This window comes from Pseudomonas gingeri (assembly GCF_013386165.1).
Lineage (GTDB): Bacteria > Pseudomonadota > Gammaproteobacteria > Pseudomonadales > Pseudomonadaceae > Aquipseudomonas > Aquipseudomonas gingeri_C.
Window position 1 is genome coordinate 540,266 of the sequence record NZ_JACAOS010000021.1, and the last position, 17,048, is coordinate 557,313.

The following is a 17,048-nucleotide window of genomic DNA, read 5'->3' on the forward strand; positions in this document are numbered from 1 at the left end:
GAAGCGTTGCCTGATCAGAACTGAGTGACGATTTTAAGCCCGCCGACCCACGCGTCATCAACCTGTTTGACTGCTCCAGGGTTATGCACGAACTGGATGTTTGGACGAATCGTCAGCCAGTTGGTAGCGTGAATGCCGTAGTACAGTTCACTGTCGTATTCGGTGCCCTGCAGTGGCACGTACTCAGGGTCACTGTAGGTTGACGCGCCAGAGCTCTGATTCAGCAGTTGTTGAGCCTCGCGAATTTTGCTGTTCACGTGAATACTCGAAACGGCCAACCCGATCTGGTCTTTTGGGCGCGAGTCAAAGGCTCCGGTGGCCACAATACCTGCACTGTAAAAACGGTCGACGAAGCTGGTGTTTCGATCATTCGCGTGGGCTTGGGCGAAAACTTCGACGGGGCGGTTTGAGTCGGAACCAAACTGAGCGATCTGCTGCCGAGCCATCAGCCAAACCCCCGTACGCTCGCTACGCGTCCTTGGCGCAGCACCGGTAAGTGCTCGTGGCTGGCCGTTTGCATCCTCGAAAATGTCGTTTGCGCGCATGTTGATGTGATAGGCCCCGAGACGATATTCGCCCGGCAATCCGAGCAAAGCATGCTGAGGGGTCCACAGCAACTCAATCGGCACGTTGACGCCATTGGCTCCACTGGTGCTCATTTTGAAGCCGTTGTCGTGCTCAAGCTCGGTACGATTGTGTTCGTAGGCGCCGACTTGCAGATACAACTCTGGGGCGACTTGAACCTTTACCCGTGTACCCCAGACGCTAACCGGAAAGCTGTACCAATCATCTGCCGCCCAAACGCCCGCCTGAGCAGAGCAGAACGACAGGTTCTGGAAGTCGCACGGGAAGCTTTGAAAGTCTTCACTGGGTGAACCGCGGCCGACCTTGAGGTCCACAGCGCCGTTCAGGTAGACCTGATGAAACCATAGCTGGGAGACGCGCCAGATCTGGCCTCGACCAGCGACTTCCATGCTGGAGCCTACCTGGCCGGTACGCGGGTCGGGCAGGCGGTCGGCGGTGAAGTCACTGCCGTTTCGGTCGGTGATGAACAACTGAACATCGGCATTGTTCAAGCCGATCGTCTTTTGCAGATCGACATTCAACCCAAAGACAAATTGGTCGGCGTAACCAAATTTGCTGTTTTTGTCGTAGCCCCCGTGAATGTTTGTTGCCGTTTCACCGACATATTTCCCGATGAGAGAATAACCGTCATCGAGCAACTTCTGCCGAGTGCCATCCCAGTCACCCAGCATCCATCGTGAATCTTTGCTAAACGCCTCATCTGCGTGGGCTGTTAAAAAAGGTGTAGTGCTCGACAGTGCGAGGAGGCTTAACGATATTGCAGACTGTTTTGATAGTTTTCTTAGGGCTGTCATGGGAGGGCCTCAGATTGTTGATCTTGATTTTTCGAGTTGGCGAGAGGTCTAAAGCAATAAATTCAGGCAGCCGTCGGCCTGCTAAAGCGCATAGGCGCTTCGCGGTTAATTGACTATCGTCCGTTGTTTAGAATTTATGGCGATTTGATTTTATCGGGATGAAAGAGGGATGCCCTGATTCACGGCGACAAGTTATAGATTAGGAACGACAAAAAATTAATATATAAACGATACTGTTCGAGGCAACGAGGTGTTACGTTTCGAATCAGATAGGGGAATGGCGTTGCCGTGGCTACATCCTGCAGCCACGGCACCCGTTGGAAAGAGGGTAGGGGGTTAGCGCTGGATCAATGTATGGGGGCACACCCCAAAGGCTTTTTTGAAAGATCGGCTGAAATGAGAAAAGTCGCTGAAACCACAGCTCAGCGCGGCATCGGTTACTTGTTTGAAATGCCCGTCGCAAAGGGCTTTGTGGCTGGTATTGAGGCGCTGCTGCCATAACCAGCGGATGGCGGTGGTGCCATCCTGGGCGAACAACCGATTGATGGTCCGGGCAGTAACGTTATGTCGTTGAGCAATGCGCTCAATGTTCATCTCGGCATCGTCGAGGTTATCCATCATGTAGAGCTTGATGGTTGTCAGCAGTTGTTGGTGCCGCGTAGGCAGCGTCGGATAGTGGTTCAGCTCCACGTCCAGCGCGGTGGTGAGCATATCGAGCAAGCTGGTGCCGGCGCGGTTCTGCGCGGAAAAAGTCGGTAATTCCTGCAAGCGTCCGCTATGGCGTATTGCTGCTGCGGCCATCTGGCCAACCGGGCTGCTGCCTTTTAACGTGATGGCGGTGAGTTCGCTGGCGTGAGTCAGTCGTGGCGACAGCAGGTGGTGGGGGATTTTGAAGTTGAGGGATTTGTGCTGCGCCGGGAAGTCCACGGTGAATGGCCGAGAAGCCTCGTAGATCACCATGTCGCCCGCATTCAGCAGCGCTTGCCGGCCCTCCTGAGTAACGTGGGCTGTTCCACTCTCCAGCAACATGAACTGAAAATCCGAGCAGGCGTCTTCGCGAAAATCCTGGGCCTGGCGCGTGTAACGCATCGCGATGTTGCAGCGGTGATCGGTGAACTTCAGGTTGCCGATGTCGGTTTGGGCAACATGGACATTGAAGGGGCGATCGCCGCTCAATTCGCACTGTACGCGCACGTAGGTCTGGCACGCGACGTCTTGCCAAAACGCGAACCGCTCCTTCGCCTTCAAGTGGGTTGTGCTTTGCGTGACGGTCATAGGGCTCTACTCACTGCTGGATCATCTGGCGTCTTGATTGGAGGCATGTGAGCAAAAAACGTGCCGTCAGCGGACCCTTCACCCATAGAGGCGCTACGTAAACACTTTATTTAATTAATATGTGAATGACGCTGCATCGTTTCGATCAGTTCATTGAGGTCGAAAGGCGCGGTGTTCTGCATTTAAATGGTGCGTTGCGCACTGTTATGAGTCGTTGGAAATTGTCGCTATGAATCCAGCTAATGTCGCGGGGAAACAGGTTGGATGTCTGTTGCCTTTCTATGCTGGATAACAAGGCAGTCGTCAGTGGTTTGAGTGTCGATCTGCCGAAAGTTCTGGTTTGAATGGGTTGACTTAGTTAGCTCTTCGTCCGTGTTGTGAGGGCGGAGAGTGTGTGTTTTAAATTATGGGTTACGGTTGAGTAATAATTATGAGTGGTGTAACTGTACTTCTTGCCAGTGGGTTAACAAAAAAATATGGTGGCGTCGAAGCACTCAGCCAGGTGGGCTTTGATTTGTTTTCGGGTGAGATACATGGCCTGTGTGGCGAAAACGGCGCCGGTAAAAGTACATTGATAAAAATACTCGGCGGCCTGGTAAAGCCTGATAGTGGATCTATCATCGTCCACGGGAAACCGCTGCGTTTGGGTGTGCGTGTTGATCCTGAACTGATTTCAATTGTGCACCAGGAATTGTCGATTGTTCCGCACTTGTCGGTCCTGGATAACATCATGCTCAACTGTCCGGGAGGCGTTCTGTACTGGCGAGGCAGCCTGAAGGCCCGAGCGCGCAATTTGTTGGACATCGTGGGCCTGGAACACGTCGATTCCGCGAGTCTGGCGCAGCAACTGACGCTTGCTGAGCAACAGTTGGTGGAAATCGCCCGCGGCATTGCCAGTGAAGCCAAAGTGCTGTTGCTCGATGAGCCCACCGCAACCCTTTCTGATGTGGAAATTCGCAAGGTTTTTGCAGTCCTGCGCAAGCTTAGGGACGGTGGTTCGACGATCGTGATTGTCAGTCATCGCCTGGATGAAATTTTCGAGCTGACGGATCGGGTGACGGTGTTCCGCAATGGTCGCCATGTGTGTACTGAGCTGACTTCGGCGTTGGACGGCCCGGCGCTGGTTAAGGTGATGATTGGTCGTGAGGTGATTCGCGGCGCCCATCATGCGAAGCCTGCGTTGGAAGCCCGCTCGGAAACCGCTCTCTGCGTTCGTGCACTGGCGATCAATGGCAAGTGTGGGCCGTTCAACCTTTCCTTTGCGCAAGGTGAAACAGTCGCGGTGGTCGGGCAATTGGGATCCGGGGCAGATCTTTTGCTTGAGGCGCTGGCCGGGCTGCATCAGCAGATGTCGGGTGAGATCTTCATGGGGGCATCGTCCCTGAGCCTCAACAGTATCAATGATGCTTATCAGGCGGGAATCGCGTATGTACCTGAAGACCGGGCAGCGAAGGGTGTGTTCCTCGACGAAAGCATCGAAATCAATATCACGTCCCAAGTGCTCGACCGCATCAGCGTCGCAGGCGTCATGGTGAGGGAGAAAGCACAACGCAAAGCCCTGCAACTCGCCCAGGACTTCCAGATTGACGCGCGTCGGCTGACGCTCGATGTCTCAACATTGAGTGGTGGCAATCAGCAAAAAGTTGCGCTGGCCAAAGCGATTGCCATGACGCCAAAAGTGCTGCTGCTCAATGAGCCAACCCGAGGTGTGGATATCGGTGCGCGTGCCGAAATCTATGAACGGTTGAGTGGCCTTACGAATGCCGGAATGAGCATCGTTTTCTACTCATCGGATCTGGAGGAGGTCATGGAGGTCGCTGATCGTGTCATCACGGTGTATCGCGGTCAGGTGGTGAATGACAAACCTCGGTGGACGATTACCGGCGATGACGTTTTGCACGACATTCTGCATGGCACCGACAACCTGGAGGCTTGCGCATGATGAGCAAATCATCCCGCGACACCCGCTTGCAATTGGCATGGGCGCATTTGAGCACCGGACGGTTGCCAAGGGGGTTCTCGCCCCTTCGCATGCACGCAACCATGGTCCGCCTGGCCACGCTCGTGCTGTTTATCAGTGCACTTTTCTGGATTCCCCATTTTGCGTCTGCCAGCAATATCGCGGCGATCATCTATGCGGCGGCGACCGTGGGCATTGCGGCTGTCGGCCTTGCGACGATTACATTGAGCGGGAACCTTTTTTCGCTTTCTTTGGGGGCGACAGCGGCCTGCGCGTCGATCATCTTCGCCTCCTGTGTCCAGGCGGGAGTCGGCCTTGCCGCAGTTGCAGCCCTGAGCATGGGACTGATGGTTGGATTGGTCCAGGGGTGGGCGATTGGAGGGCTGCGCTGTAATTCCATCATTACCTCGATTGCAGTCGCCTCGGTGGTCACCGGTGTTGCGTCCCTCCTGTCCGGCGGTCGAACCATCATGGGGCAGGGTGACACCGTCTGGTTAGGATCGGGCCTCGTCGTGCCCGGCGTGCCAAATCAGGCCTTGGTCTTTTTGCTGGTTGCGTTGGTACTGGATCTGGTTGTACAGCGCATGCGGCTGGGTCGAGAGCTTCGGTTGACCGGAAGCAATCCGGTTGCCGCCGCCATGGCTGGATTGCGGACTAAAGCGGCGGTAGTCATGGCCAACGTGGTGTCGGCGATGACAGCCGCCGGGGCCGGCATCCTGATCGCGGCTCAGTCATCCACGGGTAATTTGCTGGTAGGTGCAGAGCTGGATTTCAATGCCATATCCGCTGTGCTGGTCGGCGGCATTGCAATCGTGGGAGGGCGCGGAAGAGTGCTGGACGCCGCAGTCGGGGCGCTGTTTCTGGCACTGCTCAGCAACATTCTTCTGGTCAACAACTTTTCCTATGAAGTGCAACTCATGGTCAAAGGCCTGGCAGTGCTGCTGTCGGTGGCCTTGGGCGCCTTGTTGTTGCGCCTGTGCCGCTGAGAGGGAGACTGACCTCATGAAAATTTTTACGTATTCCCGTTCAGCCGTTGTTCGCATCTTACTGCTGCTTTGTTTGATCGTGTTCTTCAGTTATGCAAACCCTGACTTTCTCGCCAAAGACAATCTGTACGCGTTAGGGCAGAGCTTTGCTTTACTTGGGTTGGTGACGTTGGGACTGTCGCTGACGATGATTGCCGGTGAGTTCGATCTGAGCATTGGCGCGATTGTCGCGGTTGCAGGATTGATCATGGTCAAGACCGGCGATGTCATGCCTCTACAGGGTTTGGCTCTGGCTATCGGATGCGGCCTGCTCTTGGGGCTGCTCAATGGCGCACTGACACTTTGGCTGGCGGTGTCGTCGTTGGTCACCTCGCTGGGGATGATGATTTTACTGCGCGGCCTGGCTGTGTGGATTGAAGGTGGACAGGTGGTGAGCTATTCCAACTTTGATGCTTCCGATGCGCTGGATCAACAAGTGCTGGGCATATTGTCACCTCGAAGCCTGATCACGATTACCTGCTTTGTAGGAATCGCGGTGTTGCTTCGGCTCACCCGCCTCGGGAGAAATATCATCGCGACGGGCAGTCGTCGCAAGGCAGCGCTGGCCAGCGGAGTAAATGTCAGAAGCTCCATTTATCTAGTGTTTGCACTCTCCGGTGGGTTCGCTGCGCTGGTAGGTGCTTTGATGTCCATCAGTTTGGCCAGTGCTTCCTCGCAATATGGTTCCAACCTTCTGCTTCAGGCGGCGACTGCTGCGATCCTCGGAGGTGTGGCCTTGTCAGGGGGGGTGGGCCGTCCGCTGCATATCGCGGTCGGTGTGATGATATTGGGAGTCTTGAACAACGGGTTGAATCTGTTGGGCACCCACTCGGCGCTTATTCTGCTATTCAACGGTTTGATGCTGCTGTTAGTGATGTTGTTTGACAGGGATGTCGGTAGTTTCTTTGGGAAAATGAGTTTTAAAACACGTAAATTTCCTGGTTGAATTCCCTATAAACGACAATGTTTCGGAGCGTTGATTATGTTCAAAGCTAATGTATTGCGACGCCTGTTGCGGCTGGCGGGTGCCTGTGTGTTTTTTGCTGCGGGAGTGGCTCAGGCAGAATCAAAATCCTCCAAGGTGATTTTCCTCGGAGCGGATGATGTGTGTAGTTATTGTGCGGCCTACAACAGTTCGTTGCGTGACTATGCCAAAGAAAAAGGCCTTGATCTTGAAGTTGTCACCAACAAATTCGACCCTGCACAACAGGCATCGCAAATTGATCAGGCCATTGCTAGAAAACCGGCAGTGATCCTGCTGTGGGCCATCGACGGGGCGGCGTTGGTGCCGGCCATACGCAAGATCGACAAGGCGGGTATTCCTCTGTTGCTAACGGATGTATTGCCGGATCGCAAGTTCGAGAAGTATTGGAAAAGTTATTCCGGTGCGGATAACGAAGCAGAGGGGCGCCTGGCAGCGCAGTTGATGGTGGATGGCTTCAAAGACAAGGGATTTGCGCTCAAGGGCGATGTGATCACGATCACGGGCATCGTCTCGCAGGCTCAAGTGATTGATCGCAGTCGTGGTTTTTCCGAAGAGCTCGCCAGACTTGCCCCTGATATAAAAATAGTCGGAACTCAACCGGGCAACTGGGATCAGGGGATTGCCACGGATGCGACAGCCGGCTTGCTGACGCGTTATGGGCAGAGCATCAAAGGTATTTACGCCCATGAAGATGCGATGGTTGCCGGTTCGATCGTCGCGCTGGAGCGGGCAGGAATGGATCCTGGCAAGCTCTCGATCGTCAGTGTCGGGTGTGAGCCTACCGGCGTGAGTCTGATAAAAGCGGGCAAGTTATATGCAACCGTTCTGCAGTCTCCGGTTGATGATGCGCGCTATGCAATCGATAACGTTGTCGACTATCTGGCGGGAAAACCATTAGAGAAAATGAAGATACTTCCAATGCCCGCCGTCACCAACGCCAATATTGATGACGTCTGCAAGCCTTGGCCGGCAGGTTAAGAGCGCCGGCAGCTATACCGAATGTCGATATCAGTCGCGGTCTCGAGCGGCCTCTATAAAGACGCTCCGGGACAAGGCAAATGTCGCGCCGAGTCAAGTATCGTCTATCAAAATAATTATCATCGAATCGTCCTCGGGATAGTTGTCTCCGGCGGCTTTGCTGCATTTTCCATGATAATAAAAAACACGTGGGGTTAATTGATGAGTGGGATGAGTAAAGCAACGGATGGCACGTTTGTTTCATCCGGATATGGCTGGCTTGTGCGTATCATGTTGTCGATATTTGCGGGCAATACAGCGATGTACGTGGTGAATCTTGCCATTCTACAAGTGCTATTGCCGACCAGGGTTGAGTCGCTGGACTCGGTTCATAAGGTCGAGATTCTGGGGATGGTCACCGGCATTGCCGCCATCGTCGCGATTATCGCCAATCCCTTGGCTGGAATGCTCTCCGATAGAACGGTCGGTAAATTCGGACGACGTACGCCATGGATTGTCACAGGCGCGATAGCCGTCTTCGCGGCCTTGGCCTACATGGCCGAGCAGCAAACGGTTTTTGGTATTGTTTTGGGGATGTGCCTGTTACAGGCCTCCATGAACACCTACCAGTCGGCGATATTTGCCGTCGTTCCGGACCGTGTACCCTCACGCTGGAGAGGATTGGCGTCCTCGATGATGGGCTTGGCATTTCCCGCAGGTTCTATCGTCGGAACGGCAATCGCTTCGAGGTTTGTCGGCGATACTTCCGGGTATTATCTGTTGGGTGGGATCACGCTGGCGACGGCGATTCTGTTCGTGCTGTTGAATCCCGATACCGCCGTCTCCAGGGGAGCCAAGGCCAGCCGGGTGTCGTTGATCGTGGCGGCAAGGCAGTTTTTTTCCGCGCTATCTCATCGCGACTTTTTCTGGGTTTTTTTCAGCCGATTAATGATGGTCATTGCCTTCATGTCATTGGCCGGTTATCAATTTTATCTGCTCAAAGACTTTATAAAACTTCCGGAAGATGTTTCACCGACGCAAGCGCTAGTGTCGATCAACATCTTCGCGATGATGGCGATGGCGGCTTCAACCCTGCTGGGTGGTGTTGTTTCTGACTGGTTGGGGAAACGGCGCTTTCTGGTTTTCATTTCCGCCATGTGCATGAGTTGTGCTGCGGTGATTCCGTTCATTTATCCCACTTACAATGGGATGTTGGCGTTTGGCATATTAAACAGCCTTGGGTTTGGATGCTACATGGCGGTCGATGCGGCGCTGGCGACGGAAGTGCTCCCTGATCCCACCAGCCAGGCACGTGACCTCGGCATTATGAATATTGCCAGCGCCGCCGCACAGGTTGTCTCTCCCTTGATTGCCTCCCTGATCATCGTTCACTTGGGCGGTTACGCCTCCTTGCTGATCTGCAGTGCGAGCTTTGCGCTGCTGTCGGCGCTGTCTGTGTATGGGGTCAAAGGGGTCAAGTAAACAGCAGGGCTTTGTTATGGCGGTTTTATTAAGGGCGCCTTTCAATAAGTGTCTAAATGTCAGATAAATATTCTGCTGGGAGTTGCTTATGGTCTCTGCGAGTAAAGTGCTTGCGTCGGTATTTTTTTGTCTGCTGTTTTCTCCTGCAGTTTATGCGGAAGCATCCCGGCTCGATCCACATGATGCTGAGTCGCCGCCGGACGATGAAGTACGCCAACCGGACACCATCAAGAAAGTCAGTGCTTATGTGGCCAATGCACATGAAGCTGAGGAGCAGGGGTTTTTCGCCGGTAGTCATCTCAATTTATTTGAGCGCTTGTACTTTCGTCGGCTGTTCAATGCGGAACCCGGTTTACGCTACCAGGATAAAGACTCACAGGGGCAACCTTTCAATTACACAAAAAGTTCGGCGCAATTGGCCACGTTGGGCACTACGCTGAGTTTCACGTCAGGTTACACCCAAGGCCCCCTAGGGATGGGGGTGGATGCCAGCTTGATGAATGGCACGACGGTGTACGGTAATCGCAGTACCACGTCGCTGTCTGCGGATATGGCCAATACCGACAATGAAGGCGAGCCCAACCGGAACTGGTCGAAGCTGTCCGTTGCCGATGTGAAATTCAAGATCTCGGAAACTGAACTGAAACTGGGCCGGCAAGTCATCGACTCTCCTTTGCTTCACTCAAACTACAACAGGACATTCCCCGCTAGCTTTTATGGCGCAACATTGGCGAGCCATGAGATGGAGGGCTTTGTTTTAAAGGCCGGTAGTGTCACCCGGGTGATTGGGCGTAACAGCACCAATGAAGAGCCACTTTCCATGAGCTACGCACAATCCATTCGTGTGGATCGTGCCAGTTATGCAGGCGCAGAGTTTACGGGTTCGGGTGGCTTTGCAGCGACGGCTCACGTTAATCAATTGGAAGATGTCGCCACTCAATATTTGCTGGAAGCTAAAAAGCGCCTGGATTTCGACGGCGGTATACATGTCACGCCCGAGTTGGCTTATTACAGCAGTCATGCTCAAGGTAAGGCGCTGGCCGGTAAGGATACCGTTGATATGGCGATCGTCGGATTGACGACCGAATGGGGTGTGCACAGCGTGCTGGTCAAATATCAGCAGGTGTTGGGTGATTCTCTTTTTGATTACCTGAATGAGACCAACAGTATTTATTTTTCCAATACCTTGTACTCGGACTACCAAGGCCCCCACGAGAAATCACTACAGGTTATGTACACGCGTAATTTCGCTGATGTCGGTTTACCTGGATTGTTGTTGTACAGCTGGGCAGTAGCGGGCTGGGATATCGACGGCTCGGACTATAAAGGTGGCGTCTATCAGGGGTTTATGAACGGTGTCACTAATGGTCGCCATCATGAAATAGGCGTCTCGCCGACCTATGTCTTTCAATCCGGGAAGCTCAAAGATGCCTCCATCAGGGTGGGTTATGTCGTTCACCGGGCCACGGGCGGTCAATTGACGGGGGATGCGAATGAGCTGTTGCTGGTCGGTGAGTTGCCTATAAAGTTTTTTTGAAAAAAACAGGGTTGGCCGCCGGAAAAATCTCCGGTGTTGAGTGTTTTCTTGGGTAGTCATAAGCGTTAGGAGTGTTTGATGTTCGAGTATTTAAAAAAGTCTCCCTTCAATCTGGATGAGCAAAGTTTGGCCTGGGTGATAAAAACGCACCAAGCCTTATCGGTCGAAGAAAAAATTGCCCAACTGTTCAATCTGCTGTTGTTGGGCAATGACGAAAAAGACTTTGAGCTAATCAGACAGTTCAAACCCGGCGGTTTTACCCGTTTTTATTCTGCCGATTTGCGTTATGAGTGGGAGCAGATGAAAACCTTCGAGGCGGCCCTGAGTATTCCCCCTCTGGTGAGTGCGGATCTGGAAGGCAGCCGCCAGAGCTTTTCCTTTGGTACACCGATTCCGAACCAGTTGGCGCTTGCTGCGGTGAATGATGTTGAAGCGACTGCGCAGATGACGGCGTTGCTCGCCCAGGAGGGACGTGGCATTGGCGTAAATTGGTCGTTTACTCCGGTCATTGATATCAATAAAGCCTTTCGCAGTGCCATCGTTGGGTGCCGTTCATTTGGTAGCAACGTTGAACTGATTCAGGCCCACGCCCATGCGCATGTTCAGGCGATGCAGGCCAATGGTGTAGCGGCAACGTTGAAGCACTGGCCGGGTGAAGGCTACGATGATCGCGACCAGCACTTGGTCACGACATCGAACCCGCTGTCACTTGAAGATTGGCGTGAAACCTACGGCCACTTGTATAAGAGCAGTATCGATGCGGGCGTCATGTCGGTGATGTCTGCGCATATCGCCTTTCCCGCATACATTCGATCTGTCGTGGAGAACCCGGGCGTTGAGGCGCACCGGCCCGCGTCAATCAGCCGGCTGTTGAATCAGCAGTTGTTGCGAGAGGAGTTTGGATTCAATGGTGTCATTGTCTCGGATGCCACCGAGATGGGCGGTCTGGGGGCATGGGGGTCTAGACGTGAAATGCTGCCTGAGGTGATAGAAAGCGGCTGCGACATGATCCTCTTCGTCAAGGACCTGGATGCCGATTTCGAGGCGGTGCTGTCGGGTTATCACGACGGACGCCTGAGTCAGCAACGGTTGGATGATGCGGTCGCTCGTTTGTTGGGTATGAAGGCTTCGCTGGGTCTTCACAAGCGCTCGTGGCTGCCGGAGTGGGAGGCGTGCGAGCAAGCCTTCTCCAATCCCACCAACAGACAGCAGGCCAACGCCGTGACAGCTCGAGTGCCCACGCTTGTCAAGGATACACAGCACCTGTTGCCGCTCACCCGGGGAAAACACCGCAAGGTACTGGTGATTACCCAAGGGATATTCCACCCGCTACTTGAAGGCTCACCGTTCGATTTCACGCTGCCGGCATTGTTGAAAACCGAGGGTTTCGACATCACGCTCTACAACAGCGAAACGGAGGTGAGCGCTGAAAAGTTTGATTTGATCATGTACCTGTTTGGTCAGGAGTCTCTGCTGACGAGGTCGAGGATTTACATTGACTGGGTCAGCCTGATGGGCAAGCTCGGTCGATCCATGGAGCGCTATTGGCACGACATCCCCAGCGTCATGATTTCCTTTGGTCATCCCTATTATTTATACGATGCACCGCGAGTCCCAACCTACATAAATGCCTACTCGACCCTGGATACGATGCAGGCGTCAGTTGTGGAGGCTCTTCTCGGGCGCCAGCCGTGGAACACCCATAGCCCAGTGGACGCCTTTTGCGGTCTTGAGGATGCGCGTTACTGAGGCTTGCTCTAAAACCTGTCTGCGCTGTGATGGATAAACAAAAAACCCACCGTCTGCACGGTGGTTTTTTTGTTGTTTGTGCACTTGGCACGATGAAGCAGGGTCTATGACCAACGGTACGGTCGTGTAGTGGTCTAATGATTCCGGACACCCATTTAAGCGAGAATGCTCGCCAGAACGAGGTGTCAGATGACCAAACAGCGCCGTACCTTTTCAGCTGAATTCAAACGCGAGGCTGCCGACCTCGTGCTCAAGCAAAACTACAGCTTCATCGAAGCCAGCCGCTCGCTCGGTGTCGGCGAGTCAGCATTGCGCCGATGGGTCGACCAGATTCAGCAGGAGCGCAAAGGCGTCACCCCGCAGAGCAAAGCGTTGACCCCGGAACAGCAAAAAATCCAAGAACTGGAAGCCCGGATTGCTCGCCTTGAGCGGGAAAAATCGATCTTAAAAAACCGCCTCCCCGGCTCTCCGCGGCCCATTGAACTAGAAACACCGTGCTCTACACTTCCCCCACTGGACAGTGGTCGCTGGCTTTTTGGAGGCTAAATACCCGTCAAAAAACTTGACCCAGGGGAAGCTGCGGACCCGTTAGTGGTGGCGCGTACCGTGACCCCGTTTAGGAAGGTGATTTGATCCGAGTCCCCGTCCAGTTCAACTTGACTGGAGGTACTCATGAAAAAGCACGATCTCAAGCAGTGAGGGTTACCGGTCATTCATGATCGCGCAGCGGGCATTGATATTGGCTCACGCTTTCATGTGGTGGCTGTTCCCGCCGACCTTGCCAAAGAATCCGTTCAAACCTTCAAGGCCTTCACCGCCGATCTAGATCGCATGGCCAATTGGCTGGTCAATCTCGGCATAACGACGGTCGCAATGGAGTCGACAGGCGTTTACTGGATCCCGGTTTACGAAATTTTGGAAGCGCATGGTCTTCAGGTGGTATTGGCCAACGCCCGCGACGCCCGTGCAGTGCCAGGACGCAAAACCGATGTAAATGACGCGCAGTGGATACAACGACTCCATGCCTGCGGTTTGCTGCGCGCCAGCTTTCATCCGGATCGTGAGATTTCGGCCTTACGCAGCTATTTGAGGCTGCGGGAGCGTCATCTCGACTATGTCGCCGCACATATTCAGCACATGCAAAAAGCTCTCACGCACATGAACCTGCAATTGCATCACGTCGTGGCCGATATCACCGGCTTGTCGGGGATGCGGATAATCCGCGCCATCGTCGCAGGCGAGCGCAGTCCTTCCTCGTTAGCGGCGCTGAGTGACAAGCGCTGCAAGGCGGGTATTGATGTGATTGAGGCATCGCTGGTCGGCAACTACCAGCCTGAGCACGTTTTCGCTTTGACGCAGGCGCTGTCCATGTATGACGCTTATCAAGCGCAGCTATTGGTTTGCGACCAGCAGATTGCACAAACGCTGCTCAAGCTCTCGCAAGAAAAGGTATCACCTGTCGAGCCGTTGCCAAAACCACGGCATAACACTCGACAACCCAACGCGCTCAATTTCGATGTACGTACCTTGCTCTATCAACTGGTCGGTGTTGATCTGACACAGATCCACGGAATCGGCCCCTACTTGGCTCTGCGGCTGGTCGCCGAGTGCGGCACGGATCTGAGTCGATGGCGTACCTGCCACCATTTCACTTCCTGGCTGACGCTCGCCCCCGGCTAAGGCCGCAGTGCTCCCGGCAGTCGCAGCGTCATGGTCATGATGCTGGACGACGGCGAGCAGATCGGCCGCTTCAAGGTGCGTAGCCTGATGCGCGAGCTGGAGTTGGTCAGCAAGCAATGCACTGTGGACCATCGCTATGGTGCGAATGCGCAGCGACCCAAGAACCAGAGGCTATGTAGCGCGTAGAACGGTTGAAGGGCTGTCATGCAAAGAAATTCAAAGATGTCTGAAGCGCTACATCATCCGAGGCTTATACCCACTGATTTTGGCCGACTTGGGCGAGTCGAGGAGCACCGGTTGACATAGGAGCGTCAAGGCGCCGATGGCGCGGGTGTTCAGAAGCCTGAAACCGAGTGAATACCGACCGTGGGTTACATGACAGCTCAAGAAGCTCAGCGGGATATCAGCCATTTTTTGATGCACCGGTACAACTGGGTTCGAGCGCACCAGTTTAACGGCGGGCTGCCACCGGCTCAGGCAGAGAAAAACTTAACATCGTGTCCAGGATCAGTTGACCACTACATTGCGTGCCGACGTAGACGGGTCGATGCGACTTACGCTGTCAAGACGGCCAACTTGCACAGGTGAAAGCTGCAGCGAGATCGAGCCTAGATTGCTTGTGAGTTGCGCAACAGTGCGCGGGCCAATAATTGGAACAGCACCGTGAGTTCCAGCCCAGGCAATGGCAACCTGATCAGGGCAGGCACCGAGTTCACCCGCGATGCTGAGAACCGTATCGAGAATTTGAGTGCGCTGCGCCGAGTCTTCAGCCTGAAATACTTTGCCGCCGAACCCTTCAGCGCGGCCCTTCTGGCCCTGTCGGTATTTGCCGGTGAGCATACCGCCGCCTAATGGCGACCACGTAACGACGCCCAGATCTAGAGCCAGGGACGCTGGAAATAATTCTGCCTCTGGTGTCCGATGAACTAGGCTATGTTCGAATTGTGCGGCCGCAATTGGGACTGTGTTTTTCAGCTCCGCTAAGGTAACCGCACGGGCTATTCGCCAAGCCGGAAAATTTGATAGGCCCGCATAGAGGATTTTGCCGGACCGTGCAAGGTCCTCGAAGCCACGGATGATTTCCTCCACAGGGGTGACCCCATCGGGATGATGCGCCCAGTAGATGTCGATCCGATCCGTTTTGAGTCGTTTGAGACTGGCCTCAACGGAGGCAATCATGGCCTTGCGGCTATTTCCGGTAACGAGCGGGTTCGCATTGGGTTCAGCCCCATTGGTGAACTTGGTCGCCAAGACGAATTCCTCGCGTCGTCCATGGAGCAGGGTGCCGAGAAACTCCTCCGCTTGACCAAACTGATAGATATCCGCTGTATCAATAAAATTACCGCCTACCTCCGCATAAGCGTTGAAAATCGCCTTGCTTTCATCAGCGTCGGCACCATAGCCCCATCGGGTTCCAAAACTCCCTGTACCGAGCGCAAGTTGCGAGACGCGTAGGCCGGTCTTCCCAAATAACGTGTATTTCATGTCGTGCTCCTATCCTTGAATCGCGCCGAGTTCACTGCCGGTGTCCCCTGTCAGGGCTGCTGTAGGCTAGTCCTTGGCAGCATTGCCACGATGGAGGGCGGCAGATACGTAACTGTATTGGTGTGCCTGTTCGCGAGATTAAGATTATAGGTGACATTTAATCAAGAGAAAAATGACGATCGTCATATCGAAAATCGTAAAGCTCAATCTAAAGAAATCACGCATGCGCATATCGTTGAGGTGGCGGCGCGCATTCCGAGTCACGTGGGGCAGTGCTTGCTGAGGCCACAGAAGGGATTGTTGATGCCTCATAAGTGGCTGCCACTTCACCGTCAGAACATGCGCTACTGCAGTTGATATAGGCTCACCTGTCAAAGGATCACCTAACGGGTTGGTCTATCTCAGCTCTTGAATAGATAAGCACAGTGCGGGTGCGCCGCGCCGAACATAGCGATCAGCCTGGGCAGCGCAGTTTCAGTGCCAGCAAGCATTTCCAAGAACTCGATGGCGAGGCAGATAGCGTCGATGAGGATCATCCCAGCAGGTCTCTAAGGAATGCGGGGCAGGCAGCGACACTATCAGTTGGCCAGTTCACTTTGACCGTGTCGCACGGGTGCAGAATTTCAACGCAGATTCTCGATGAAGATACGTAAGCCGTTTGAAGTGCACACCATGTCTGGGCTTTGCAGAGCTGGGTAGGTGATTTGCTCGGACGCATACGGCTAAGCCTAAGCCACTGTTTGATAGTTATGTCCGATTAGGTGCAATAGATTTCAGTACGGATCGCAGCAACTCCTCGGAAAAGTCCTGGTCATCGGTTGCTCGTGCGAGGACGACTGCACCCACCATGCTCGCGTAAGCCGTCAAAGCTCTCTCTCTCCTGGCTCGCGCTGACTTTCCTGGCACTAGGTTTGTGAGCAGGTCCGCAGCTGCACGTATACCCTTGGTGAATGCACCGCGTACCAACGCGCCGTGACGAGCGCTCTCAGCCCCTAGGGTGGCTACTGTGCATCCATCAGCAGGGTTGTCACGGTGATCCAAGGACAGATACTCGGCGGCGAATGCATGCAGCGCATTTTCTCCTTCGGTCTCCGCCAGCTGTTGCCATCCCTCCACCAGGCTATCCAGTCCGCGCATTGTGGCAATTGCCATCAATTCCTCTTTTGACTCGAAGTGCCCATAAAAAGCACCTTTGGTCATCCCGGCGGCCTTCATCAGGTCGACGACTCCTATACCGTCGAAGCCGCGCGCTCTGAACTGACTGGCGGCGGCCTCGATGATTCTCTCGCGGCTTTGAGCCGCCTCCACATTACTAACCCTCATGAGCGTTCTCCTTCTCGGACACCGTTGACATTTTAGATTATGACTGTACTATAAATTGCATGTTGACTGTAATCTAAATAAACCTGCAGCAGATGACCTGCTGCAAATCAACGAAACTGTAATCACGGCCCTAAGGGGCCTCCAGGAGAAAAGATGAGCTTTAAAGCACTGCTTGCAACGAAAACCAGCGACAAAATCTCGGCCAGCGTGG

At 54.1% G+C, this 17,048-nt stretch carries 12 protein-coding genes and 3 pseudogenes; 10 read left to right on the plus strand and 5 right to left on the minus strand.

What is annotated here, in order from left to right; genetic code table 11:
* Window positions 1-14 precede the first annotated feature (14 nt).
* Both HX866_RS27605 and HX866_RS27610 read right to left on the minus strand, forming a co-directional pair.
* Window positions 15-1,256, minus strand: a complete 1,242-nt coding sequence (locus tag HX866_RS27605) for a carbohydrate porin (protein WP_256261191.1) — start codon at window positions 1,254-1,256, stop codon at window positions 15-17.
* 459 nt (window positions 1,257-1,715) lie between these two features.
* Complete coding sequence (locus HX866_RS27610) at window positions 1,716-2,654, minus strand: helix-turn-helix domain-containing protein (RefSeq protein WP_177100995.1); 939 nt, start codon at window positions 2,652-2,654, stop codon at window positions 1,716-1,718.
* A 430-nt stretch (window positions 2,655-3,084) separates the two neighbouring features.
* On the opposite strand from HX866_RS27610, the gene HX866_RS27615 reads away from it, so the two are divergent.
* The 10 genes and pseudogenes from HX866_RS27615 to HX866_RS34905 form a co-directional block, all read left to right on the plus strand.
* Window positions 3,085-4,596, plus strand: coding sequence for a sugar ABC transporter ATP-binding protein (locus HX866_RS27615; protein ID WP_177140816.1), 1,512 nt, complete (start codon window positions 3,085-3,087; stop codon window positions 4,594-4,596).
* Window positions 4,593-5,600, plus strand: a complete 1,008-nt coding sequence (locus tag HX866_RS27620) for an ABC transporter permease (protein WP_218179783.1) — start codon at window positions 4,593-4,595, stop codon at window positions 5,598-5,600. The genes HX866_RS27615 and HX866_RS27620 overlap by 4 nt, the downstream gene beginning before the upstream one ends.
* 16 nt (window positions 5,601-5,616) lie before the next feature.
* A complete protein-coding gene (locus tag HX866_RS27625) occupies window positions 5,617-6,585 on the plus strand; it encodes an ABC transporter permease (protein WP_177140817.1) in 969 nt (322 codons plus the stop codon).
* A gap of 36 nt (window positions 6,586-6,621) precedes the next feature.
* Window positions 6,622-7,602 (plus strand): sugar ABC transporter substrate-binding protein, encoded by a 981-nt coding sequence (locus HX866_RS27630; RefSeq protein ID WP_177140818.1) that lies wholly within the window; start codon window positions 6,622-6,624, stop codon window positions 7,600-7,602.
* A gap of 210 nt (window positions 7,603-7,812) precedes the next feature.
* Complete coding sequence (locus HX866_RS27635) at window positions 7,813-9,063, plus strand: MFS transporter (protein WP_177140819.1); 1,251 nt, start codon at window positions 7,813-7,815, stop codon at window positions 9,061-9,063.
* An 88-nt stretch (window positions 9,064-9,151) separates the two neighbouring features.
* Window positions 9,152-10,600 (plus strand): OprD family outer membrane porin, encoded by a 1,449-nt coding sequence (locus HX866_RS27640; RefSeq protein WP_177140820.1) that lies wholly within the window; start codon window positions 9,152-9,154, stop codon window positions 10,598-10,600.
* A 78-nt stretch (window positions 10,601-10,678) separates the two neighbouring features.
* On the plus strand, window positions 10,679-12,349 hold the full coding sequence (locus HX866_RS27645) for a glycoside hydrolase family 3 protein (protein WP_177101006.1): 1,671 nt from the start codon (window positions 10,679-10,681) through the stop codon (window positions 12,347-12,349).
* A 189-nt stretch (window positions 12,350-12,538) separates the two neighbouring features.
* Window positions 12,539-12,799: pseudogene (locus HX866_RS27650) on the plus strand (transposase); the annotation flags it as partial.
* A gap of 261 nt (window positions 12,800-13,060) precedes the next feature.
* A pseudogene (locus tag HX866_RS27655) lies at window positions 13,061-14,026 on the plus strand (IS110 family transposase); the annotation flags it as partial.
* Between the two features lie 6 nt (window positions 14,027-14,032).
* Window positions 14,033-14,544: pseudogene (locus HX866_RS34905) on the plus strand (hypothetical protein); the annotation flags it as partial.
* Here HX866_RS34905 and HX866_RS27665 read toward each other — a convergent pair.
* The 3 genes from HX866_RS27665 to HX866_RS27675 form a co-directional block, all read right to left on the minus strand.
* A complete protein-coding gene (locus HX866_RS27665; RefSeq protein ID WP_177140821.1) occupies window positions 14,537-15,514 on the minus strand; it encodes an aldo/keto reductase in 978 nt (325 codons plus the stop codon). The pseudogene HX866_RS34905 and the gene HX866_RS27665 sit on opposite strands and share 8 nt — an antisense overlap.
* A 401-nt stretch (window positions 15,515-15,915) precedes the next feature.
* A complete protein-coding gene (locus tag HX866_RS27670; RefSeq protein ID WP_256261192.1) occupies window positions 15,916-16,050 on the minus strand; it encodes a hypothetical protein in 135 nt (44 codons plus the stop codon).
* Between the two features lie 211 nt (window positions 16,051-16,261).
* Complete coding sequence (locus HX866_RS27675) at window positions 16,262-16,837, minus strand: TetR/AcrR family transcriptional regulator (RefSeq protein WP_177101010.1); 576 nt, start codon at window positions 16,835-16,837, stop codon at window positions 16,262-16,264.
* Window positions 16,838-17,048 lie beyond the last annotated feature (211 nt).